Source organism: Bacillus sp. PPSBB_2, assembly GCF_045291115.1.
Classification (GTDB): Bacteria; Bacillota; Bacilli; order Bacillales; family Bacillaceae_G; genus Bacillus_A; species Bacillus_A cereus.
Window position 1 is genome coordinate 5,003,055 of record NZ_CP147983.1, and the last position, 23,058, is coordinate 5,026,112.

Consider the following 23,058-nt stretch of genomic DNA (forward strand, 5'->3'; position numbering starts at 1 on the left):
TTACATATTAAAGGAGACGAAACAATGATTGGAATACTAGCAGGAATGGGACCAAAATCAACTGGACCATTTGTCGATACAGTTGTAGCAATGTGCCAAACAATATACGGAGCAAAGCATGATATGGACTTTCCTCATATGATGATTTATTCGTGCCCAACACCGTTTTACATGGATCGGCCTATTGATCACGAAACGATGAAAAAAGCGATTATTGAAGGAGCACAAAAACTTGAAAGTACTGGCGTAAGCTTTATCGCTATGCCGTGCAATACGGCGCATCTTTATTTCGAGGAATTACAGCATTCTCTGTCCATTCCGATTTTAAATATAGTCAATGAGACGTTACAAGCAATTCCTAAAAATACAAAAAGAGTCGCTCTTCTCGCAACAGAAGCGACAGTTCAAGCTGGTATTTATCAAGACGGGATTGCAAAACGGAATATAGAATACATTCATTATGAAAAATGGCAAACGATGATTAATCAAATTATTACGTATATTAAAAGCGGAGAAGTTGAAAAAGCTCGCAAATTATGGAGCGCGCTCGTTGTGCAGTTGAAGGATGAAGTAGATACCGCAATTATCGCATGTACTGATTTGAATGTTGTGGCTAGTGAGAATTTTGTTGATTCTTCTCAATGTCTTGCGAAAGCGGTTGTTAGGATGTACTTATCAAATATAAAGAGATCTTCATAAACATAGAAAACACTCCTTCTAAAATGTGTTTTATGTTTAATAAAAATCCCACAAACTTTTAACTTTCTTCACAATTCTTTCAAAGTAATCACACTTAATCTCGCTATATTAAATAAGTAGTTATTCATATAGGGAAGGTTAGGGGAACTGAAAGTATGAAAGTAAATCGTTCGCTTCATTACATTTTTTGGCGTTGGCATTTTTATGCTGGGCTTTTTATTACGCCGCTTCTTATTACGTTGTCACTGAGCGGAATTGGGTATTTATTTCGGGAGGAAGTTGAAGATTTCATCTATAAAGATTTATATTTTGGGAAGAGTGCTCAAACAGAATCTATTTCGATGTCTGATTCTATTTCCTTAACAGAGAAAAAATATCCACATTATAGCGTGGCGAAAATTAGTGAGTTTAATGGGGATTATAATACGAGACTTACCATTGCAAATGAGTATACTGGGCAACAAAAATATGTGTATTTAGACAGCAATAATCAAATTGTTGGGGATCAAAATGCAAGTGAAACGTTTGCCAATATAATGAGGGAATTACATAGTTCTCTTTTAGTTGGCGGCACTATCGTAAACTATACTGTGGAGCTTGCGGCATGCTGGACAATCTTTTTAATCATAACCGGATTGTACATGAGTATACGCCAATTCAAAAACACACCATCATCCAATAAGCGAGAAAAAGCAAAAAGACGTCATTCTATTATCGGTATTATATTTACAATTCCTCTCTTTCTGCTAGTCGCATCTGGATTGCCATGGTCAGGATTTATGGGGAACCAAATTTATAAAATTGCATCGTCAAATGAATCACTCGGATATCCAAAATTGTACATGGCACCGCCTGAATCAAAGGTAAAAGAATTGCCGTGGGCAACAAGAAAAGAAGCTCCTCCTGAATCGAATTCAAATGAACCGAAAGCAATTTCTGTCCATGAATTACAAAAAGGAATTGAAATAAAGAAGCCATATGTTATTTCACTACCAGCTGATCCAAAAGGTGTATTCACTGTTTCGAAATCGAGCGGTTCTGGTATTACAGGTATGCATGTTGCACCAAATGAAGAGATAACAGCTTACTTTGACCAATATAGCGGGGAACTCATTTCCAAAACGGACTATCGTGATTATGGATTACTTGCACAATGGTTCACTTACGGTATCCCACTTCATGAAGGACATTTATTCGGATGGCCAAATAAAATATTATGCTTACTAACGACATTATCTCTACTACTTCTCATTTATTACGGAATAAAAATGTGGTTAGCAAGGAAGCCGAAAGGAAAATTAGCAGCACCACCAAAGCAAAGAGATAAGAAAAGCATAATCGTTTTCTTTATCATGATGGTTATACTAGGCGCTGTCATGCCTTTATTCGGGCTATCTGTTTTAGTGATTTTTGCGATTGAACTTCTTATATATGTATTTTCAAAAATACGATCATAATGAAAAGAAAACCACTCTACATGAGTGGTTTTCTTCATCACTGCGCTGTTTTTTTTCGGTACATCTTCCCGTTCCAATAGAAGAAGCGTGAAGTGAGGCCTCCGTACTTTACAATGCGCCATGCCATTTTGTGCATATTCTTTTGTGCTGATACTTTTTGATCTGATAAATAAATACCAAGTAACCCTCGGCTTATGAGACGATGAAACTTCGCATGAGGCAAATCACCAATGCTCTTCTCCGCTTCTTCTACAAAGTGTTTCATCCGATCTAATATCGCTTGCTCGTTTTCGTAATAACTACAGAAATTCAAATCTCCGCCTATACGGTCTTCTTCTTGATCAATGAAATAATCAAGTAAGATATGAAGTCCTTGTACGTAAGGGAAGTACCCTTGTCTAATTTTCGCAATATCTTCATCATGTAACTCATCATGAAATGCATATGCGACAAGACAGAAAATTCCAAGTGTAGAACCGGCACATGCTGAAAATTCAAACCAACTCATCTCAGGTAAGTTTTCTTTATGTGCTTCAAACCAATTTTTCAGGCGCGGCTCTCTTTCTTCTAATTTCACGTGTTTATGAATTTGCAAATCACAATAATAACAAGCAAGTTCATGAAGAACAGGAGCAATTTTGTCATAGTGCTTCGTTTTCTTTAAAACATCTTGGCATGTTTCAACAAGTTCATCTAAATAACCACCATCATCTTGATCATCACGATAACGATAATAATTACCGCCACCTTCTACTTCAGGTGATAATGCCATTAACATCGATTCATGCAGTGCGGCAAAATCATTTGGATCAAGTGATGTACTGCGATCACATAAATTATCTAAATAGTCGCTGATCGTTTGATACGCTACGATAAAACGAATACATTCTTCTCGGTGCTCATTTGCTAGCAGAGCTAAAATGCCACCGCCCTCACAATGAAACGTTTTATGCTCAATACTTGCGATTGCCTGACTATGAAGCTCATCATTCGGAATATGGTAGGCACGCTCTTTCCACATCGCTAGCTCATGGTGTACAACCGGAAACACATCACGGTATACTTTCGCCATGAGCGTTATGGGATTACTCGGTACGTTCACTTCTTCCTTCATCTCCTCTATTAAATGTACAAATAATGATTTATTTGTTTGTTTTTACTATATTATTGACATGCATTTCAGTAAATGACTGAATATAACTCAAAATTTCATCTCGCTCATACTCATTTAATAACTCGTGATAACAATTCGGCCATTCTTTAAAAGCCTTATCACTTATTTTAACATTATCAAACCAAGTGCGGACACGTGTTTTATCTACAAGTTTATCCTCACAAGCTTGCATTAGCAAGAGCGGAACATCTGGAAAATCATCTATTTTTTTATGAGCAATTTCGATAGACTTAATCAATTCACTATACCAACGTACTGATACTTTGCGCAAGAACAAAGAATCATTCTCCATTGCATCTCTCACTTCGTGGTTACGTGTTGACATTTCCACCGTAAGATTCGTTGCAAATTGCAATTTTGGAGCCACAACATTTAATATTTTTGAAGCAAGTTGAAGCGGAGCAGAGGGTCCAGTCACTACCCCTAAACAAGGCGAACTCAAAATAATACCCTCTACATCTTCTCTCTTCGTTTCTTGCATCATACGAATGACAATAAGACCACCCATACTATGACCGAATAGAAAAATAGGTAACCTATACTTTCTTGCTTCTTTCACCCATAGTTTAACTTCCTCTATGTATTCATCAAATGAATCAATATGTCCTCTATTTCTTGAAGTCGTTCCATGTGACGGAAGATCCCCCATCACGACGTGGTAGCCGATATGATTCCACATTTCCGCAACGGCTTCGTAACGTCCGTGATATTCCATTGCGCCGTGCACAATAACAATGACAGCCTTTGCTTCCTCCGCTTCATAATTCCACATACGGCTCTCCTCCATTTCACTCTTTCTCATAATTTGATACACTAAAACTAGTCTCTAGGAAAGGAAGACTTTACATGATATATCCTTACAAAGAAAAAAAACCGAAAATTGCGAGTAGTGCTTTTATCGCTGACTATGTTACGATTACAGGCGATGTTTACGTTGGCGAGGAATCAAGTATTTGGTTTAATACGGTCATCCGTGGTGATGTGTCACCAACGATCATTGGAGACCGAGTAAATGTACAAGACCAATGTACACTCCACCAAAGCCCTCAGTATCCTCTTATCTTAGAAGATGATGTTACAGTTGGGCATCAAGTTATTTTACATAGTTGTCATATTAAAAAAGATGCTTTAATTGGAATGGGATCCATTATATTAGATGGTGCTGAAATTGGCGAAGGAGCTTTTATCGGCGCTGGAAGCCTCGTTTCACAAGGAAAGAAAATTCCACCAAACACGTTAGCTTTCGGTCGTCCCGCGAAAGTCATTCGTGAATTAACAGCAGAAGACCGTAAAGATATGGAGCGTATTCGCACGCAATACGTTGAAAAAGGTCAATATTATAAATCATTACAGAAGTGAATTTCCGCTGCCATACGATTGGCAGCTTTTTTTATATAAAATCTAACTTTTTCTTTACAAAACATTATTACTCCCTCAACAAAATCTTATTAAAATAAAAGCTAATATCTCCATATATATGTAAACGAGGGAGGAGAATTTTCATGAAGGTCAGTGGATTATATAAAATAGAATGTTACATTTTCAAAGGAATTAATCGCTACTTTGATCAAAAAACATTAAATATCTTTTTCAGCAATATTACTCATATCGGTGGCGCGACTTTCTCCATCGCACTCACACTTTTCTTTTTGATTTTCGCAAAGGGAACTTTGCATCAAGCTGCAATTGCAACTGCTATTTCTTTAGCAATTAGCCATATTCCTGTACAAATATTAAAAAGATGGTATCCACGAAAACGTCCTTATTTAACAATTCAGGATGCAAAATATCCAGTCCATCCATTAAAAGACCACTCTTTCCCGTCTGGTCATACAACAGCCGTTTTCTCTGTCTTCATTCCATTTATTTGCTATAATCCAAGCTTACTTGCTTTCCTATTACCGTTAGCATTATGCGTTGGTATTTCACGTATTTATTTAGGACTTCACTATCCGTCAGATGTATTCGTCGGTATGTGCCTTGGCACTTGCTCTGGCATCATCTCTTTTTATCAATTCATCCCACTTTTCACATAAAGGAGTGATATGATGAGAGTCGCCATTTTTACCGATACTTTTACGCCACAAGTTAACGGGGTTGCGAAAACGTTAGAGCGATTAACACGATATTTTCAGAAAGAACAGATCGCCTATTCTGTTTTCGCCCCTCAGCATACAGCTGAAGATAATTTTGTAGCGAATGTGAATAAGATGAGAAGTATCCCGTTAACAATATTATATCCAGAATGTCGTTTTTCTTTTCCTACTCCGCGCATTAAACGGGAACTACTTTCCTTTAAACCTGACATTATTCACATTGCCACACCTTTCAACATGGGACTTTGTGGATTGTATTATGCAAAAAAGTTAAACATCCCAGTTGTCGGTTCTTATCATACTGATTTCGATGCCTATTTACGTTATTACAAAATCGAATTCCTCTCCAATATGCTGTGGAACTATTTAAAATGGTTTCATAGTCATATGCAAAAAAATTTTGTACCCTCTCCTGAAACATTACATCAATTAAAACATAAAGGCTTTCAGGCCCTCTCTATTTGGGGACGTGGTGTAGATTGCAATCTCTTTCATCCATCTTACAATACAGACCTATTCCGAAAAAAATATAATATTACAGCGAAGTACGTCCTTTCCTATGTTGGACGGATTGCTCCTGAGAAAGATATTGATACGTTGCAAAATCTTATCGTTAAATCAGCACATACTCGAAGCGACATTCATTGGCTTATAGCAGGAGACGGTCCTCTAGCAACAAGTTTACGTGAAGCTGTTCCGAAAACAAATATCACTTTTACTGGCTATTTACAAAGTGCAGATTTAGCTGAAGCATATGCTTGTTCTAACATAATGGTATTTCCATCAGCTACTGAAACATTCGGAAATGTCGTACTTGAATCACTCGCATGCGGTACACCTGTTATTGGTGCAAATAGTGGCGGGGTTAAAAATATTATTACAGATGGAAAAACGGGAGTTCTTTGTCCGCCTAAAAATGAAGATGCATTTCTATCATCCATTTATTTTTTATTACAAAATGAAGAAAAACTTGAGCAGATGGGAATAGCAGCTTCATCTTTTGCGAAATCAAAGAGCTGGGATGAGATCTTTCGTGGCTTGCTTAACCAATATGAAGAAGTCCTTCAGCATAACGCATCAGAGTTGCTTGCTTAAATAGAAAAACTCCCTTCAAAAAAACGAAGGGAGTTTATTACATGGTCATAAATTTTAGTTTAATAAATGATACATAAGGTTAAGCATTGTTTTATTTCTATATTAATTATATCAAAAATAAACATAACTAAACAGACTTGTAATAAAAACCCATAAAAATCAATATATGGTTATACAGTATTTTAACTGTATAATGATTTTAAGAATTCCCCTTAAAATCAACTTACTCACATACCTTTATACAGCAATTGTTCCCCAATTCTGTATATCAAAAAAACCTTTCATTCATTTGAAAGGTCTTTTTGAGCCTGCCCATATTCTTCTTTCGTATTTACATTTATAAACCAATCCGCATTCGCTTGTACATCTTCTCCAGAAACATACTTCACATTACATTGTGATAAAAGCTGCCCCATACTTCTTTTTTCTTCCTGAAGTAAAGCATAAATCTTTTCTTTCACGCGGTTATGATACGCCGCAAGTAGCGGTTGTTTTCTTCCATTAATAATAGGTACAACCGCATCATATTCATTGTTCGTTTGCTCCAGTAAAATGGTAAACCATTCATGCGAAACATTTGGCGCATCGCAAGGCATAATAGCATACCAATCTGCTTCTATGTATTCCATACCTGATACAATGCCGGCAAGCGGTCCATTTCCTTTATAGTGCGGAATGTCTTCTATAACAGGTACTTGTACGAATTGCTCTACTCGCTCTTTTATATCAGTATGGCTAATTACTACAATGTCTTGCAAAGTATTTCCCATCACTTTCACAATATGCTCAACAAAAGTAGTTCCCTTCCAAATTGCTAACGCTTTCGGCTCACCGAATCTACTCGACATACCACCTGCTAATACAATTCCAGCATACTTACTCATTGGCGATGCAGCTCAAATGTAATATGACCTAATTCCGGTAAAATTAATTTATTCATCGCAAGGCGAACCGCTCCGCTAGACCCTGGCATCGAGAAGACTACTTTGCGCCCAATTGTACCACCAATCGCTCTACTTAACATTGCGCTGCTTCCGATATCTTCTAAATAACTAATCATACGGAACAGCTCACCAAATCCAACAATTTCTTTATCTAATAACGCTGATACTGCTTCAATTGTGACATCGCGTTTCGTAATACCAGTACCGCCATTTGTTAATATAACATCTACATCTTCCTTATGATAACCAGCTAACACTGCTTGCTGGATACTTTCTTTATCATCTTTTACAATTTCATAAGAAGTTACTTTATGTCCCGCTTCTTTTAACAATTCATGTAATAGTTGGCCGCTCTTATCTGTTTCTTCCGTACGTGTATCGGAAATCGTCACGATCTTGCAACGCACTTCTTTTGGAGCTTGTTTTTTATGTTCAGTTACACTCATTTTTTATCTTTCCTTTCTTAAAGACTTTTCTTCATTTTATCATACATACCTTTACACAATTATGTATGAAGCCAATCATGCGCCATGATACAATATAAGTATACTAACCCACAAAAAGGAAAGTGCACTTTCTTATACTCCTAGACTACACATCTTTAGCTACTCTTTATATTTTCTACATAATAGAATTCAATTTTAAAACTTGTACTAAAAAATAAATTGGAGGTCTACATAGTATGGAACTTTATAAAAAATTAACAACAACATTTATCCTCTTATTCATCGCTTCAATCACTGTCGGCTTTTCCTTAAAAGGCGCAATTCCATACGCTACATTAGTAAGCATTATATTCGCGACACTATTTTTACTAAGCAGTGCATTTTGCGCAGGTAAAGCACGTCAAATGAAAGGTTGATTACATATGTTCCAGAAGAAACCAATCCTTTGTAAATCATGTGAAAAGGAAATACAAAAGGAGGACTTACATTGTTTAAATCAAACCGTATCCAGTTACGAAAGTTTTCCGAAGATGATATTCTAACATATTATAAATGGCATAATGATATAGACGTTATGAGTTCAACTACTCTCACTCTTGATAAATATTCCCTTCAAGACACAGAAAAACTTTGCCAGCAATTTATTCATTCTGCGGACTCTAAGAGCTATATCATTGAAGAAAAATCTACGCATCTTTCAATTGGTATTACTTCTTTAATTCATATTGATTCGTATAACCGAAACGCTGAATGTATTATTGATATTGGTAACAAGGATTACTGGGGGCAAGGTTATGGGAAGGAAGCTTTCACCTTATTATTGGATTATGCATTTTTAGAATTAAATTTACATCGCCTTTCTTTACGAGTATTTTCTTTTAACGATAGAGCAATTAAATTATATAAATCACTCGGTTTTCAACATGAAGGAACTTGTAAAGAAGCTATATTCCGCAATGGCAATTGGCATGACATTGAACTCTTCGCTTTATTCCAACGTAATTATAAATAAAAAAAGCTTTGCGCTCACCGCGCAAAGCTTTTTTTCATATATTATAGACCAGCTTGCTCTTTTAAAGCTGCTGCTTTGTCTGTACGTTCCCATGATAGATCTACATCAGTACGTCCGAAGTGGCCGTAAGCTGCTGTTTGTTTGTAAATTGGGCGACGTAAATCTAGCATTTTAATAATACCAGCTGGGCGAAGATCGAAGTTGTTACGAACTAGTTCTACTAATACGTCTTCAGATACTTTACCAGTGCCGAATGTATCAACTGAAATTGATACTGGTTGTGCTACACCGATTGCGTATGCAAGTTGTACTTCTGCTTTTTCAGCAAGACCAGCTGCTACGATGTTTTTCGCAACATAACGAGCTGCATATGCTGCAGAACGGTCAACTTTCGTTGCATCTTTACCAGAGAATGCACCGCCACCGTGGCGAGCGTATCCACCGTAAGTATCAACGATGATTTTACGTCCTGTTAAACCAGCATCACCTTGTGGTCCACCAATTACGAAGCGGCCAGTTGGGTTAATGAAGAATTTCGTTTCTCCATCCATTAATTCTGCTGGTACTACAGCTTTAATTACGTGCTCTTTTAAGTCGCGATCGATTTCTTCCCATGTAACATCTGGGTGATGTTGTGTAGAAATTACGATAGTATCAACACGTACTGGTTTACCATTTTCATCATACTCAACTGTAACTTGCGTTTTTCCATCCGGACGTAGGTATGATAATGTATCATCTTTACGTACTTCAGTTAAACGGCGAGCTAATTTGTGAGCAAGCGAGATTGGAAGTGGCATTAACTCTTGTGTTTCATTACATGCGAAACCAAACATTAAACCTTGGTCTCCTGCACCAATTGCCTCAATCTCAGCGTCAGTCATTTGACCTTCGCGTGCTTCTAGCGCTTGGTCAACACCCATAGCGATGTCAGCAGATTGCTCATCGATAGATGTTAAAACTGCACAAGTTTCTGCATCGAATCCGTATTTTGCGCGTGTGTAACCAATGCCTTGAATTGTTTCACGAACGATTTTTGGAATATCTACGTAAGTAGAAGTCGTAATTTCCCCCGCTACCAATACTAAACCAGTTGTTACAGTTGTTTCACAAGCTACACGTGCATTTGCGTCTTTTGATAAGATCGCATCTAAAATTGAATCAGAAATTTGGTCACAAATTTTATCTGGATGTCCTTCAGTTACAGACTCAGATGTGAACAGATGACGTTTTTTTGTCATGTGGTAAACCTCCCTACAGTAATTGTATATATTGTACGGAACTCATCCTTAATTTGCCACAAACTGCGACATACATTTATTCTCCCACACAAGCATACAGAAAAACCTTTCCTACTTTACATAGAGGAAAGGTTTAATTTGCTACTTGCATACTGCTTTTTGCCCTTCGCTCTTATCGTTCGAGACCTGTAGCCTCGCACAGGTTTTAGCACCTATTCACCTGCATTTATCAATACAAGTGAGGTTGCTGGGCTTCATCGGGCCTGTCCCTCCGCCAGCTCGGGATAAGAGAGTATCCGTCCCAACCTATACTAAAGAAATGATATTCATTTGTCAATTAATATTCACATTTTCCTGAAAGTTTTTCTCAATACGCCTGAAATGAAATATTAATAGGGAAATAATGCATTCACACAAACAAAAAGAAATAAATAGTATACATTATTTATATAATTGTGTTATACTCTTGTTGGGGATTACGAGAAATATTTCATTAAATGAAAAGGATGGTATATAAATATGAGTACTGTGAATGTCCAAATTGGTTTACACGAATTATTGAACGGAAGCAATGCACAGATTCAACTAAGTGTTCCGCAATTAGTGGAAAAAGTATTAATGCGAAATGAAGGGAAATTAACTTCTACTGGTGCCGTTTCTGCTTCAACTGGAAAATATACAGGACGTTCTCCTAAAGATAAATTTATTGTGAAAGAAGCATCGGTTGCTGACAAAATTGCTTGGGGAGCTGTGAACCAACCGATTTCTGAAGAACATTTTAATAAATTATATACTAAAGTTTTAGAATACTTAAAAGAAAAAGAAGAGTTATTCGTCTTCAAAGGATTTGCAGGCGCTGACCGCAATTACCGCCTACCAATTCAAGTTATTAATGAATATGCATGGCACAATTTATTTGTACATCAATTATTCATTCGTCCAACTGAAGAAGAATTAACAACTCATGAGTCAGGGTTCACAATTGTTTCTGCACCGAACTTCAAAGCTGATCCAGCTGTTGACGGTACAAACTCTGAAGCATTCATTATGGTTTCATTCGAAAAACGTATTGTACTAATTGGTGGTACAGAATACGCTGGAGAAATGAAAAAATCAATCTTCTCTATTATGAACTTCTTACTACCTGAACAAGATATTCTTTCTATGCATTGCTCTGCAAACGTAGGTGAAGAAGGCGACGTAGCACTATTCTTCGGTTTATCTGGAACAGGTAAAACAACATTATCTGCTGATCCAAACCGTAAATTAATCGGTGATGATGAGCACGGTTGGTCTGATAACGGTGTATTCAATATTGAAGGCGGTTGCTACGCGAAATGTGTAAACCTTTCTCACGAGAAAGAACCACAAATTTTCGATGCAATCACATTTGGATCTGTTTTAGAAAACGTTATCATTAATGACCAAACGCGTATCGCGGACTACAACGATACTACTTTAACAGAAAATACTCGTGCTGCATACCCTATGCATGCGATCGACAATATCGTACTGCCAAGTGTTGCTGGACACCCAAATACAATTATTTTCTTAACTGCTGATGCATCTGGCGTATTGCCTCCAATCAGTAAGTTATCAAAAGAGCAAGCTATGTATCATTTCTTAAGTGGTTACACTAGTAAACTAGCAGGAACAGAGCGCGGCGTTACATCTCCGCAAGCTACATTCTCAACTTGCTTCGGTTCACCATTCTTACCACTTGATGCATCTCGCTACGCTGAAATGCTTGGTGAAAAAATCGAGAAACATGATGCGAAAGTATTCTTAGTAAACACTGGCTGGACTGGTGGCGAATACGGCGTTGGTAAACGTATGAACTTAGGTTACACTCGTGCAATGATTCAAGCTGCATTAAACGGTGAACTTGCGAAAACTGAAACAGCTAAACATGATATCTTCGGTCTTGAAGTTCCACTTCACGTACCAGGTGTACCTGACGAAGTGTTAATGCCTGAACAAACTTGGGCTGATAAAGCTGCTTACAAAGCAAAAGCAATCGAACTTGCAAATGAATTCAAAGCTAACTTCAAAAAATTCGACAGCGTATCTGAAGACATTATTAACTTAGGCGGTCCAATCGCTTAAATTAAAACTTTCTGTTGGAATAACCCTTTACTCATATGAATAAGTGTCGTGTAACCGTAAAGTTTCGCGTACTCACCGACAAAACCCAATGCGGCTTAACGGTTACACACACTTACATAAAAAAGAAGCTTACGTGAAAACGTAAGCTTCTTTCTATATCTTATATAAAGTGAAACGCTAATCTCTTCATCTGTGACCTAGATTATAAAATTACAGCTTCGAATATATACATTATATCCCTACTCACTACATCTCTCGGGTTTCACATCGTATGGGGCTAAAAAAGGCCCTGACCGCTTCTATTCGTGACTGGATCATCTATTCCATCTAAAAAGAAGTCTTTTATCTTTTTAGCTCTTTGTTAGTTCTTTCTCATCTTTCATGCTATAGTAACCTAAATTCACAACGATTAAGAAATACCCACCCATAATCCCTACTGCAAATGCCCACATAACCATGTGGTGCTCAATTTCGTACATAATAATAGCACCCAAAATGGCAGCTGCAAAACGGTTAAACATACCGAGTGTCGGTGCTTTTTTCGTCTTCTTTACAATACTATCTCCAAGCTTCTCAATTCTTCTGCCTAAAAGCCAAACGCAATACATACTTACAATAAGCCCAATTCCAGCGCCTAAAAAGTGTGCTGAAAACGGTGTTAACATCCAACCTAGTAACAAAATACCTAGTATATAATACGATTGGATTTTAAATGATCTTAGTGACATACTAATCATGCTGTACCTCTCTTCATTCGTTCTTATCTATCCAACAAAAAATTTCTTTCAAATTCATATTCCTTACATTCATTTCATTCAAATTAAAAACAACATAAACAGTATGTTTATGTTGTTTAAATGTTTTTAGAAAATAATATTATACAAGATTTCAAACATCATATTCTCATATTTTGTGACGGTTTTTCAAACTTTTTTCGTCCATTTATGAAAAAAATGATATCAATCTATGAACATACGGATATGATGTAATAAGCACACAAATAAAGGGGGCGTCTAATGATTTATTTTTTAATGGCTCTCATTCACCTCATTATCCCTGCACTTATTGGACTTTCATTGTATTGGTACACGAAAAATCATAGCATTTTTTACGCTGTCCTCGGTGTTCTTCTTCCAGGTATTATTCTTATTACACTCTTCCGTATTCCATTTTTAAACTTAATTCCACTTATTACTGCTATCTTGTTTCTCATCTTCTTACCAAAAATAAAAAAATAGGAAAGCAGATCATAGGTGATCTGTTTTCCTATTTTGATATAGGTTCCCCTGCAATAGAATGAACTTTTACTTTCTCCGATTTCACAAACCATAGACCGACAAAAATGATAATTCCACCGATGATCTGTTGAAACGATACATATTCATTTGCCCAGACAGCTGCAAATAAAACAGCTACAAGCGGCGTTATATACATATATACCATCGTATGTGACGCCCCAATTTTTTGAACACCAACATACCACATTACTAAACCGAATACTGTTACAAAGAAAATAGAATATAGTAAAGCAAATAGTGTCATTCCGTGAGTAATGTGAAATGGCATGACAAATACATGTGGACCACTTAACAATAATAGCGGAATCGCACCCACTAATGCAGACCATGCAGTAACACGTAATGCTGAATATTTTTTAATTAATGGTCCTGCTAAAACAGGATAAAGCCCCCAGCATATTGATGTAATAAGTCCAATTCCATTGCCATAAAAAGAACTAGTAAGTGAATGTCCTGCTACTAAAACTAAGGCTGCACCAACAAAGGCAGTCATAGAACCGATTAACTTTCGAGAAGAAAACTTTTCTTGTTTCAGAAAAATCGCAAATGCAGTTGTAAAAATAGGTGAAATAGAAATGAGTAAAGAAGCATTTGTAGCGGATGTATATTTGACAGTTTCCATAAATAACGTTTGATACAGTACAATACCTACAACGCTAACGATAATTAATCTAGGTATATCCGTTCGCTCCATATAAACCGACTTTTCAATACAAAAGGTAAGGAGTAACAAAAGCGGTGCCGCCGCCATCATACGAAGTGCAGTAAACTCAATTGCTGTAAATTCTAAAAGTCCATACTTCGCAATTGTATAGTTAATCCCCCAAATAATAACAACACTTAAAATTAATAACTCAATTCCCCATCTTCTCATGCGTATCCCCTCCGCAAAGAAGATTATACAGAAAATTCAATCACATGTACATTTCATTATGTGAAAAAATCTTTTTATTATATAAAACGTTTTGGTAAATGAAATTATATCGGCGATTTCCCAAATATATCAGCGCAACTCCATTTATATCAGCGATTTTTTCAATATATCGACTTATCGACAATAATAGCGACTTATAAAATAAAAAAAGTGAGTCCAAAATACATTTTGGACTCACCTTTACTATACTCGAACGTGTAATTTCATATTTGGATTATAAAACTGGCTTGGGCTCTTCAACTGAAAAGTTCCTCCACCTTCATGCCAATCAACCGTTAACTTATCGTCCATAAATACAAGCTTTGTACGATCAGCGATAAAGTTCATTGTGCTTGATTCAATATCCACATCGCGCTCATCTTTCTCTGCTACAGCTACTAAATCGATGATTCCGCTCATAACACAACCGCAACCTTCATTATCATAAAATAACTTTATATATTTCGCTTCACTTGGAATCGTATCCATAATCTTTTTATATGCTGCTTCTGTTACAGTAACGTACATATGTTAATCTTCATCCTCTCTTCTCTTATCATTCATATATTGTATCACCATTTTTCTTAAAAGTTATATACAGAAAATTAAGACTAATATACAATGTATGTGATAAAGTTTCAGCAATCGAGCTTTTATGAGTAGTTCATGCAGGAGAAAGGATGTTTACTATCTGTGTTCAAACTACAACGATATCCCATGTTATTAGGTGTATTTAGTAGTTTCTTCATTTCTAGCGGAATGCTATTACAGCATGTACTTCCCTATTCTCCTTCTATTAGCTGGATTCTAGGTTTTATTTGTTTCCTATCCGCTTCTTATTTTGCTACGAAGAATACAAACAACTCATAAAGCAAGAATCATCTTAAGGAGGATTATCAAACATGCCAGCCTTAAAAAAAATAGAGCAATCACTCGATCACTTATTCCAAATTGAAAAATACGGAAAAGATAGTGCCTTTAGTCGATTTATCCCAGCCGTATATGATCCTATCAAATTTCCTTGGCAACAATTTTTCGAAGCAAATTTTGTAGATTTATTTAACGGCCTTATGATGCACGGATCTGAAAATGTAAACAAAGTATTTTTAGCTGTATTCCCTACAGATGACGTTCTTGAAACATTCATTTCACAATCCACACCCGGTGATTTACTCTTTATGCACCATCCCCTTGTAATGGAGTGCGGTGATCCGCTTGGAAGATCAGGCCGCGGTTTCTTACCAATTCCTGAAAAATATTTGCAAGGAATAAAAGAAAAACAACTTTCTATATATACATGTCACGTACCAATGGATTTTCATCAAACACATGGAACGAGTATTTCAATTGCAAAAGCATTAAACGCTACTGTAGTGGACGACTTTGCATATGGAGGTCCAGAACAAGAACCAGTTGGCCTTATTTGTGAAATAGATGAAACATCAACAGAAGCACTCCAAAAACATCTAAAACAACTCTTCCAGATTCCTTACACAGACTTCGAAGGTAAACGACATGATTCCATCAAAAAAATCGCAATTATCGCTGGATGTGGCGATGTTGTATCTTTAATGAAGGAAGCAGAAGAAAAAGGTGCTGAAGCATATATTACAGGAGAAATCCATTGCCATATCGATAATAATTACGGCAGACATAAATACTCGCTCATTATGGATTATGTAAAAGAAACGAATATGTCTCTAATTGGTGTGTCACACTCTGCCTCTGAATATTTAGTGAAAGAGACATTGATGTATGATTGGTTTAAAGAGAATTTTGATGTGGATGTTATTTTGCTTCCTCAGGAAAAATGGTGGCTCTAACACTATCATTTTTTAAATTTATATACACAATACAATCGACCACAGAAAAATAGATAAATGAGAAAGCACATGTACCTACGTAAATACTTTCGTTGTGCCGAAAAACGAACCTACTGATAGCACCGACTTTACTGGTGCTACCAGTATTACAGCTGGAAACCTATTTTTTGGGGAGGATACAACCGCTCTTTATATTCATGCTGCAAGTGCTGTATATTCTATTTTTCTAATTACTGATATATAGCAATTCATTTCATAAAAAAAGACCCGAAATTCGGGTCAACAAATAGAAATATAAATGAACTACAACAAATAACAGACAAAGCCATTATATATTTTTCATAGTAAAACATCCATTATTTTCTTTTTACACTATCAATATATTATTTTTCGTTATCGTCCTCTTTTTTAGAACGTCTACCTAAGAAGAACACAAGAACTAATAATATAATTAACAGTAGTACTCCGCCGATAATGTAATATAGTGTGTAGTCTTTTTTCGCTTCTACCGCTGTATCATTTAACTTATCAGCTGTCTTGCCTTCAATTGTAAATTTTTTCGTCCATTCCCATTTTTGATCGCCATCAGTAGCTTTCACTTCTACTCGGTACGTTCCTGGATCAAATGCTTTGTTTTCCCAGCTAATAGCGTAATCAAAGTTTGAGTTTGGCGCCATTCTTAAATTTTCTTTTTTCGCTTCAAATAAAACGTCCGTACCTTTTTCTTTATATATCTTTGCATCAACACTTAAATTTTTTAACATTGCTGGCTTTACGTTTTGTAAATTTGCAGTAACAACGTTACGCCCGTTAATTTGTGTTGGCTTTACTTCGTTTAATTTCATGTCTGGTTTTACTTCAGCATCTGTTTCTTTTAAAACAACACCAATTGCGTATGCATATTTATTTTCAATTTGCACACCTTCATCTTTTTTCTTTGCATTCTCATCTTCTTTTTCTTTAAAGTATAAACCACCTAGAATAACACCATCAAACGACTCACTTGGCATTTCCAAGTTTATATCAACTGTCACTATGCTGTTAGCTGGGACTTTCGTTTCTTTTGGCATTTTAGCAATTTTAGAAAACGGATATTTCAAAGTAGAATCCGTTTTTGGTTCTACTGTACTATAATCTGTAATACCATTGCTATTCGTAATTGCTGTATTAGCAAACGATTCTACCACAACTTCTTTATTCGTATCATTTTTCATTTGGACTTGAATTGTTTGCTTTTGTCCAGGTTGCATTTTCAAATCAAAGTACGTTTGATTTTTATCAATTTGATTTTCTGGTATAACTGCTGTCACAGCAAATTTCATTTCAGCTGCATATACTGAAAAAGCGTTTATCATGAAGAATGTAATTAATAGTAAGCTAGTAAATAGTTTTTTACCATCTCTTATGTAGTCCCCTTCATATCCATTTTATAGACAAGAAAGAGATAAGGTTAAAGCCATTCCCTTATCTCTTCTCATTTTCCTCTTTTATCTTAAAATTCCTCTTACCTACATAGGAGCGTCTGTTAGCTCCCAAGTTAGTGAAGTTGTGTATTGTGTTTGTTCTTTTTTCGTTTTACCTGGTACAGATAACTCTACGCTTTGTTTCGCTTCTGTTGCATCTTTACCGAACGTATTTACCCACGTACCCATACCTTGGTTTTCTTTTGCATCGATTAAATCAGATGCTGCACCACTTGGATTTAATGTGATAGATTGTTCTGCTGTTGGTGCATCGCTACCTGCATTTGATTTCAAAGCTGAATTTTTTAATGTTAATGCCGCGCCATCCAACGCTTTATCATCTGCAGTTTTGAATTGACCATTTTGTTTTACTGTTAAATGCCATCCTGCATTTGTACCACGGTTATCTGTTACTTGAACGTAGTTTGGCACGTCAATTACAGAACCGTCTACTTTTTTCTTTACTTTATCTAATTCTGCAAAATAGATTTCGTTATTCCCTGATGCTTTTTGTGTTTTAAAGTTGAAGTTAGATACATAATCAATACTTAGTGGACCATCTGTACCTTTTTTATCTGGATCAACTGGATCTACAGTTTCATCTGGATTCTCTGGATTAACAACATCAATTTCATCTGTATTTTTCTCGAATTTAATGAATGCTTTTGAATCTAATTTCCCGCCATCTTTCTCAGCTGCAAATGCAGACGTCCCTACTGATACTGATGATAATGTTACCGCTCCAATTAATGCTAATTTTGCTAGTTTCATAGTTTTATACTCCTTTATTTTTAAAAATTCATTTATTCTTAATTTTCAATCTTACACAACCTTAGTTTGGTGTATCTTCTAAAGTCCAAGTTAGCTCAGCTGAATATTTCGCACCTTTTTCTTTTGCTGTCGTACCTGGTACGAATAAGCTCACACTCTGTTTACCTTGTTCTGCTCCTTTACCGAATGCAGTCGTCCAATCACCCATACCTTTATTCTTTGCGGCAGTAGTAATTTCCACCGCATCTCCACCTGGAGCTAACGTTACTTTATTTTTAAATGTGGTAGGTGCATATTGTGCATCAGTTACAGAATTTACAGCTAGATTACTTAAGCTTAAAGCTGCATTTGTTAACTCACTATTACCACTTTTAAATTGTGCATTTTGCTTTACTTTCAATTTCCATCCTGCATTTGTACCACGGTTATCTGTTACAGATACGAAGTTAGGTACTTCAACTGTTTTGCTCCCTTGTTTCACTTTGTCCAATTTTGCAAAGTACGTTTGATCATTACCAGAGATAACTTGCTCGCCGAAGTGTAAGTTAGAAACGTAGTTAATACTTAATGGACCTTTTGTTCCTTTTTCATGGTCACCAGGGTTCTCTGGTGTAACTTTTTCATTTGGATTTTCTGGATTGTTTGGATCTGTTGTGCTTGTATCTTCAATAAACGTTACATCTGTTTTAGATTTCATATTTGCTTTCTCTTCCGCAAATGCTGAAGTTCCTACTGCTGCAACTGATGTTAATGACACTGCACCGATTAATGCTAATTTTGCTAGTTTCATATGTACCTTCCCCTCGTAGAATATAGTTTAGATCAGTATTTCTGCTTTCTAATTACCCTGATTTTAAAAAAAATAGATAACAAGATTCCTTACGGAATTTGTTTCGATATTATTGAATTTCCCAGATACAATGGATGTATGGAAAGGATCCATCGGGAATTTGCTCATTTCCCCTGTAGCTCTGTCTACGATAAAAAGTCTGTTACCCGAGCCATTGCTATCACTACCAACACACTAGCTGTTTCGATAACTGATTGGGCTTTTGGATAGTAGTTCAAAAGGTAGCCCCCAAAAGTTGTCATTGTATTCTCGTAGGCGAGGTNTTATCTTCGCTATTACTTAGTTGAGGCTGCCAATTCAGTAAGAAGATATTTGCCTGAATATCAAGCATTTTATCAAAAGAAATACAAAGAAACACCCAAACATCAACACAAAAGAGCCATCGTCTTAACCGCAAGAAAATTTGTGCGTCTGGTGGATACGCTACTACGTAACCATCAACTCTACACGCCACCAAGGAGCGTGATAGAAAAATAACACTTTGTTATTGACGCAATCTTGGAAACGGCCCGAAAAAATTTCATTTTTGGTCGGGTCTATTTCCGTATGCTGAAAAAATCGCACCTAGAAAAAATCAGTCTTGTTTTACTCTTGACTTATTACCACTAGACTTTTCTCTGTTTTCATCTATTTTTTATTTTGAATACACTTGCTTTCCCCTAATTCTTTTGAATACATATAGAGATAAAACAATCGAAAACAATCCTATATATTGTTTGAAGTCCCGTGTCTGGCCTCCTGTTTTCGGTAAATATTTATCTCCATTTTTATTTTTATCAACTGTCTCTTTTTTTGTATTTATCTTTGTCGGATCAGTTGATGTATTTGGTGTATAGCTATTCGAAAATGTAATACCTGCTTTTGAATTCGCACTTGTAGCCGTTACTACATTTGCCATAAGAAACGGCACACATATAACTGTGGAAACGATAATACCAACTATTTTTTTCATTACTCTCTCCTTTCTAAAATTTATATATTTCATATATTTTTAGAGAGGAGCATCGGTTAATGTCCATTCTAGCTGTCCGGAATATTTTGTATTTGCTTTGACATTCGGCCCTGGTTTTACTTGTAAATGAATTCCCTCGTTTTCCTTCCAATTTAGTGAAACCTCCTCGTCGTTTTTAGAAGTATACGAGAATGCTTCTATACTAGAAGTACTTAAAGGTGTATCCTTTCCATTTCGTTTGTAAATCAATGCTCCTGTCAATGTGTCATTTTGTGCTGAAGTTAACGGTATAATTTCCTTTACATATACACTCCATTTTTGCTTTTTAACACGATCATCAGTTACCTTTAAAGAATTTGAAATCGCCTTCGGTGCGTATGTCGTTGTTTTCGATGGAATTGTTAAATCTCCAAAGGTAATTTCTTTTGGTACGTCTACTAACTTTAAAGTACCATCAACAACAGTAACTGGAACTTGAATTTCCGCTTGTACACCTTGCTTCGTTTCAATTACAACCGTTACAGTATGATTCCCTATTATTTTGGTATCCGGAATATTGATTAACTTCACTACTGATATTGGTTTATCTACATCCAAATTCGTATCTACAGATAAATCTGTCACAAATTTAGAAATATCCATTTTTGTTAAATCTGTTCCTTGCACTACTTTTTGTGGGACTGATTTCCCAGTTGGAATACCTTTATACCTTATTTTTGCGATTCCATCTCGATTACTATCTTGCCCATCCTTATCGCCATCTAAATAATTTTTAGCTGATACCGGTATTTCAAGATAACCACCTTTGTAATATTTCATTACATCGGCACCTTTTACAGGAGAACCTGTAATTGTCATCTCGTAAATTTTCCCGTTGAATTCTTCTGTTTTTAGCGCATTTTCTTTCGCAACTGCAGTGACTTTATTGTTTTTCCTATTAATATCAAAGAAGCTACTTACATCATCTCCACTCTCCACATCTTGAATGGAAACATCATTCACAGTAAAATCCTTATTCACTTCACTTTCTAATACAAAAGATTTCGCATAGTGAATATCTTTCGATTGAGCAGGCATATTTTGATATACCTTATAAGAAAGTTGACGGGAATTATCTTCCACAATATCTCCTATTACACTTGGAGCTGGAATTTCAATTTGTGTGATCGCTAATTGGTCGTATGCTACATTAACACCTGAAGCATTTAATCTAACTTCTAGCGGTAATTCTGTTAAATTATCAAATGTAATTGTCATATCTGCTTCTGGAGTAGCTACTGGGCCTGCTGTTCCAGAAAACTCTATTTTATTATTCCCTTTATCTTGATACCTAATTGAACTCGTATCATACACGTATAAATTCGTTAAATGACTACCATCATTACGCAACGTAACATTTTTATAACTATTTATCCTTTTAAAATTCCACATTGCCGTTAATGGTACTTTTTTACTTGTTCCGTGCTCATAAAATTCAAAGGAAGCATTATAAGTTTGTCCTGACCTTCCGTTCCCATATAATTGTAAAAAGTTTTTTGCATCACCTTTAGTTATTGGTGTTTTAACATCTACAGATGAAGCTGTCATAGAGTGAATATTAATACGGATATCAATCCATTTCCCTTGATATTCACCAGCTTTTTTTACTAATACGTACTGTTCTCTATTTGAATTTCTAAATGTATATTGACTTTGACCAGTTCTGTCATCGCTACTACCCTTTACCTCATATGTTACTTGTGGGCTCCAAACAAATCTAAAAGCATATTTACCCGAGATAGAAGGTCCTTCACCTGTTCTATTATTTATTACCTTTACATTTGGATATTTAAGAATACTTGTAACAGGACTAGCAGCTAGTAGAGATTGGCTCTTTAATACCTTCTCAGCTTGAATAGCAGGTAATTCCTGATTATTTTCGTTGACCTTATTGCTCTCTTTTAATTCACTTTCCTTTGATACGAGTTCTTCATTAACCTTTTCTTTCGCTAAAGCCTTCGTTTCTTTTGGAATTTCAGCATTAGTAGCATTTATTTCTTGTTTTTTATTTTCTTCCGATACTTTCACTTTTTCACTTATTTCTTTTTTCACAACTTCCTCTGAAACCTTTGGATTTTCATCAGAAATAGCTACATGTAAAGCCTCTTTTTTCTCTCCAACATGCAGAGAAGGAGATTCAATTTTCTTTTCATTCCCTTCAAACTTCACTATCGGTTCAAATTTGTACTCTCCAGCTTTTTTCATTTGAATGACTACATATACGTCACCGATAGAATTACTTTGTTCATTCTTTTCAATTTTTACAATGTGATCTTCTGTTACTGAAATGTTTTGAATCGCTTTATTGTTTTCATTCATTTTTTTCGTTTCTGCTTCATTAAACAGCTGCTCATTAGATAATTTCAGCTCGATATTAGCATCTTGTTTATTTGTATTTGTAATCTTTAATACTACATTTTCATCAACTTTTATTTCTTGTTTATCCATATGAACGATAAAACGTCCTTGCTCGTCGTTTGTAATGGCATAAACTTTTGTTGCAGAGTAGTCTAGCACACCAATTTGTGTAAATAATATTCCTCCAGCGAGAAGTATACGGCCAAATTTCCCTATTTGATTTTGCAATGTACTTCCCTCCCTCACTTTATATGTACAGAATATTTCGAATATTTAATTTGTTATTCAGCTAAATTTACAAATCGTAATGTATATTCCTAG

General features: G+C 35.8%; 23 protein-coding genes, 1 pseudogene and 1 riboswitch. Of the genes and pseudogenes, 11 read left to right on the forward strand and 13 right to left on the reverse strand.

The features are described from left to right. The first annotated feature begins 24 nt into the window (after window positions 1-24). A complete protein-coding gene (locus V6946_RS25340; protein WP_006924860.1) occupies window positions 25-699 on the forward strand; it encodes an aspartate/glutamate racemase family protein in 675 nt (224 codons plus the stop codon). Window positions 700-854: 155 nt separating this feature from the next. Next, a complete protein-coding gene (locus V6946_RS25345) occupies window positions 855-2,156 on the forward strand; it encodes a PepSY domain-containing protein (RefSeq protein WP_000867823.1) in 1,302 nt (433 codons plus the stop codon). Between the two features lie 37 nt (window positions 2,157-2,193). On the opposite strand, the gene V6946_RS25350 is transcribed toward V6946_RS25345, so the two are convergent. Together V6946_RS25350 and V6946_RS25355 are read right to left on the reverse strand one after the other, a co-directional pair. Further along, a complete protein-coding gene (locus V6946_RS25350) occupies window positions 2,194-3,258 on the reverse strand; it encodes a tetraprenyl-beta-curcumene synthase family protein (protein WP_366981493.1) in 1,065 nt (354 codons plus the stop codon). Window positions 3,259-3,298: 40 nt separating this feature from the next. Further along, window positions 3,299-4,102 (reverse strand): alpha/beta hydrolase, encoded by an 804-nt coding sequence (locus tag V6946_RS25355; RefSeq protein ID WP_044307041.1) that lies wholly within the window; start codon window positions 4,100-4,102, stop codon window positions 3,299-3,301. 74 nt (window positions 4,103-4,176) lie between these two features. On the opposite strand from V6946_RS25355, the gene V6946_RS25360 reads away from it, so the two are divergent. The 3 genes from V6946_RS25360 to V6946_RS25370 all read left to right on the forward strand — a co-directional run bounded on the left by V6946_RS25360 (window position 4,177) and on the right by V6946_RS25370 (window position 6,521). After that, window positions 4,177-4,689, forward strand: coding sequence for a gamma carbonic anhydrase family protein (locus V6946_RS25360; protein WP_000640188.1), 513 nt, complete (start codon window positions 4,177-4,179; stop codon window positions 4,687-4,689). Between the two features lie 143 nt (window positions 4,690-4,832). Then, window positions 4,833-5,366 (forward strand): phosphatase PAP2 family protein, encoded by a 534-nt coding sequence (locus V6946_RS25365; protein WP_000868582.1) that lies wholly within the window; start codon window positions 4,833-4,835, stop codon window positions 5,364-5,366. A gap of 12 nt (window positions 5,367-5,378) precedes the next feature. Then, window positions 5,379-6,521, forward strand: a complete 1,143-nt coding sequence (locus V6946_RS25370) for a glycosyltransferase family 1 protein (protein ID WP_001261646.1) — start codon at window positions 5,379-5,381, stop codon at window positions 6,519-6,521. A gap of 281 nt (window positions 6,522-6,802) precedes the next feature. On the opposite strand, the gene V6946_RS25375 is transcribed toward V6946_RS25370, so the two are convergent. Next, entirely contained in the window at window positions 6,803-7,405 is a 603-nt protein-coding gene (locus tag V6946_RS25375) for a molybdenum cofactor guanylyltransferase (RefSeq protein ID WP_000049595.1), read from the reverse strand. Beyond that, a complete protein-coding gene (locus V6946_RS25380; protein WP_000117123.1) occupies window positions 7,402-7,911 on the reverse strand; it encodes a molybdenum cofactor biosynthesis protein B in 510 nt (169 codons plus the stop codon). The genes V6946_RS25375 and V6946_RS25380 overlap by 4 nt, the downstream gene beginning before the upstream one ends. A gap of 236 nt (window positions 7,912-8,147) precedes the next feature. Between V6946_RS25380 and V6946_RS25385 the strand changes: the two genes are divergently transcribed. Together V6946_RS25385 and V6946_RS25390 are read left to right on the forward strand one after the other, a co-directional pair. Next, the gene (locus V6946_RS25385; RefSeq protein WP_000424797.1) at window positions 8,148-8,327 is read left to right on the forward strand and encodes a hypothetical protein; all 180 of its coding nucleotides are present in this window, start codon (window positions 8,148-8,150) and stop codon (window positions 8,325-8,327) included. 71 nt (window positions 8,328-8,398) lie between these two features. Beyond that, window positions 8,399-8,923, forward strand: a complete 525-nt coding sequence (locus tag V6946_RS25390) for a GNAT family N-acetyltransferase (RefSeq protein ID WP_000477130.1) — start codon at window positions 8,399-8,401, stop codon at window positions 8,921-8,923. Window positions 8,924-8,964: 41 nt separating this feature from the next. On the opposite strand, the gene metK is transcribed toward V6946_RS25390, so the two are convergent. Beyond that, window positions 8,965-10,164, reverse strand: a complete 1,200-nt coding sequence (gene metK, locus V6946_RS25395) for a methionine adenosyltransferase (protein ID WP_000163123.1) — start codon at window positions 10,162-10,164, stop codon at window positions 8,965-8,967. Between the two features lie 169 nt (window positions 10,165-10,333). After that, window positions 10,334-10,455: riboswitch (SAM riboswitch) on the reverse strand. Between the two features lie 228 nt (window positions 10,456-10,683). Between metK and pckA the strand changes: the two genes are divergently transcribed. Next, the gene (gene pckA / locus V6946_RS25400; protein WP_000108815.1) at window positions 10,684-12,270 is read left to right on the forward strand and encodes a phosphoenolpyruvate carboxykinase (ATP); all 1,587 of its coding nucleotides are present in this window, start codon (window positions 10,684-10,686) and stop codon (window positions 12,268-12,270) included. A gap of 350 nt (window positions 12,271-12,620) precedes the next feature. Here the strand turns inward: pckA and V6946_RS25405 are convergent, their stop codons facing one another. Further along, entirely contained in the window at window positions 12,621-13,007 is a 387-nt protein-coding gene (locus V6946_RS25405) for an ATP synthase subunit I (RefSeq protein WP_406622137.1), read from the reverse strand. A gap of 279 nt (window positions 13,008-13,286) precedes the next feature. Here V6946_RS25405 and V6946_RS25410 point away from each other — a divergent pair, with 279 nt between their 5' ends. After that, the gene (locus tag V6946_RS25410; protein WP_000639042.1) at window positions 13,287-13,508 is read left to right on the forward strand and encodes a hypothetical protein; all 222 of its coding nucleotides are present in this window, start codon (window positions 13,287-13,289) and stop codon (window positions 13,506-13,508) included. Between the two features lie 28 nt (window positions 13,509-13,536). Here the strand turns inward: V6946_RS25410 and V6946_RS25415 are convergent, their stop codons facing one another. Then, a complete protein-coding gene (locus V6946_RS25415) occupies window positions 13,537-14,442 on the reverse strand; it encodes a DMT family transporter (RefSeq protein ID WP_001255411.1) in 906 nt (301 codons plus the stop codon). A gap of 243 nt (window positions 14,443-14,685) precedes the next feature. Then, on the reverse strand, window positions 14,686-15,009 hold the full coding sequence (locus V6946_RS25420; protein ID WP_000289570.1) for an iron-sulfur cluster biosynthesis family protein: 324 nt from the start codon (window positions 15,007-15,009) through the stop codon (window positions 14,686-14,688). Between the two features lie 374 nt (window positions 15,010-15,383). On the opposite strand from V6946_RS25420, the gene V6946_RS25425 reads away from it, so the two are divergent. Continuing rightward, window positions 15,384-16,304, forward strand: coding sequence for a Nif3-like dinuclear metal center hexameric protein (locus V6946_RS25425; RefSeq protein ID WP_001111126.1), 921 nt, complete (start codon window positions 15,384-15,386; stop codon window positions 16,302-16,304). Window positions 16,305-16,687: 383 nt separating this feature from the next. On the opposite strand, the gene V6946_RS25430 is transcribed toward V6946_RS25425, so the two are convergent. The 3 genes from V6946_RS25430 to V6946_RS25440 form a co-directional block, all read right to left on the reverse strand. Then, window positions 16,688-17,659: a DUF916 and DUF3324 domain-containing protein gene (locus V6946_RS25430; protein WP_366981491.1), complete on the reverse strand. Its 972-nt coding sequence runs from the start codon at window positions 17,657-17,659 to the stop codon at window positions 16,688-16,690. Between the two features lie 153 nt (window positions 17,660-17,812). Next, entirely contained in the window at window positions 17,813-18,538 is a 726-nt protein-coding gene (locus V6946_RS25435; RefSeq protein ID WP_006924843.1) for a WxL domain-containing protein, read from the reverse strand. Between the two features lie 61 nt (window positions 18,539-18,599). After that, window positions 18,600-19,328, reverse strand: a complete 729-nt coding sequence (locus V6946_RS25440) for a WxL domain-containing protein (RefSeq protein ID WP_006924840.1) — start codon at window positions 19,326-19,328, stop codon at window positions 18,600-18,602. Window positions 19,329-19,652: 324 nt separating this feature from the next. On the opposite strand from V6946_RS25440, the pseudogene V6946_RS25445 reads away from it, so the two are divergent. Further along, a pseudogene (locus V6946_RS25445) lies at window positions 19,653-19,865 on the forward strand (IS110 family transposase); the annotation flags it as partial. Between the two features lie 157 nt (window positions 19,866-20,022). Here V6946_RS25445 and V6946_RS25450 read toward each other — a convergent pair. Together V6946_RS25450 and V6946_RS25455 are read right to left on the reverse strand one after the other, a co-directional pair. Beyond that, the gene (locus tag V6946_RS25450) at window positions 20,023-20,340 is read right to left on the reverse strand and encodes a hypothetical protein (RefSeq protein WP_006924838.1); all 318 of its coding nucleotides are present in this window, start codon (window positions 20,338-20,340) and stop codon (window positions 20,023-20,025) included. 39 nt (window positions 20,341-20,379) lie between these two features. Continuing rightward, entirely contained in the window at window positions 20,380-22,965 is a 2,586-nt protein-coding gene (locus V6946_RS25455) for a WxL domain-containing protein (protein ID WP_366982474.1), read from the reverse strand. Window positions 22,966-23,058: the final 93 nt, after the last annotated feature.

Excerpts from the sequence above, each read along its gene's own strand:
- V6946_RS25340 (WP_006924860.1), top strand. The coding sequence starts at position 25 with ATGATTGGAATACTAGCAGGAATGGGACCAAAATCAACTGGACCATTT.
- V6946_RS25345 (WP_000867823.1), top strand. The coding sequence starts at position 855 with ATGAAAGTAAATCGTTCGCTTCATTACATTTTTTGGCGTTGGCATTTT.
- V6946_RS25355 (WP_044307041.1), bottom strand. The coding sequence starts at position 4,102 with ATGTGGAATTATGAAGCGGAGGAAGCAAAGGCTGTCATTGTTATTGTG.
- V6946_RS25360 (WP_000640188.1), top strand. The coding sequence starts at position 4,177 with ATGATATATCCTTACAAAGAAAAAAAACCGAAAATTGCGAGTAGTGCT.
- V6946_RS25365 (WP_000868582.1), top strand. The coding sequence starts at position 4,833 with ATGAAGGTCAGTGGATTATATAAAATAGAATGTTACATTTTCAAAGGA.
- V6946_RS25370 (WP_001261646.1), top strand. The coding sequence starts at position 5,379 with ATGAGAGTCGCCATTTTTACCGATACTTTTACGCCACAAGTTAACGGG.
- V6946_RS25375 (WP_000049595.1), bottom strand. The coding sequence starts at position 7,405 with ATGAGTAAGTATGCTGGAATTGTATTAGCAGGTGGTATGTCGAGTAGA.
- V6946_RS25380 (WP_000117123.1), bottom strand. The coding sequence starts at position 7,911 with ATGAGTGTAACTGAACATAAAAAACAAGCTCCAAAAGAAGTGCGTTGC.
- V6946_RS25385 (WP_000424797.1), top strand. The coding sequence starts at position 8,148 with ATGGAACTTTATAAAAAATTAACAACAACATTTATCCTCTTATTCATC.
- metK (WP_000163123.1), bottom strand. The coding sequence starts at position 10,164 with ATGACAAAAAAACGTCATCTGTTCACATCTGAGTCTGTAACTGAAGGA.
- pckA (WP_000108815.1), top strand. The coding sequence starts at position 10,684 with ATGAGTACTGTGAATGTCCAAATTGGTTTACACGAATTATTGAACGGA.
- V6946_RS25405 (WP_406622137.1), bottom strand. The coding sequence starts at position 13,007 with ATGATTAGTATGTCACTAAGATCATTTAAAATCCAATCGTATTATATA.
- V6946_RS25410 (WP_000639042.1), top strand. The coding sequence starts at position 13,287 with ATGATTTATTTTTTAATGGCTCTCATTCACCTCATTATCCCTGCACTT.
- V6946_RS25415 (WP_001255411.1), bottom strand. The coding sequence starts at position 14,442 with ATGAGAAGATGGGGAATTGAGTTATTAATTTTAAGTGTTGTTATTATT.
- V6946_RS25420 (WP_000289570.1), bottom strand. The coding sequence starts at position 15,009 with ATGTACGTTACTGTAACAGAAGCAGCATATAAAAAGATTATGGATACG.
- V6946_RS25425 (WP_001111126.1), top strand. The coding sequence starts at position 15,384 with ATGCCAGCCTTAAAAAAAATAGAGCAATCACTCGATCACTTATTCCAA.
- V6946_RS25430 (WP_366981491.1), bottom strand. The coding sequence starts at position 17,659 with ATGATAAACGCTTTTTCAGTATATGCAGCTGAAATGAAATTTGCTGTG.
- V6946_RS25435 (WP_006924843.1), bottom strand. The coding sequence starts at position 18,538 with ATGAAACTAGCAAAATTAGCATTAATTGGAGCGGTAACATTATCATCA.
- V6946_RS25440 (WP_006924840.1), bottom strand. The coding sequence starts at position 19,328 with ATGAAACTAGCAAAATTAGCATTAATCGGTGCAGTGTCATTAACATCA.
- V6946_RS25450 (WP_006924838.1), bottom strand. The coding sequence starts at position 20,340 with ATGAAAAAAATAGTTGGTATTATCGTTTCCACAGTTATATGTGTGCCG.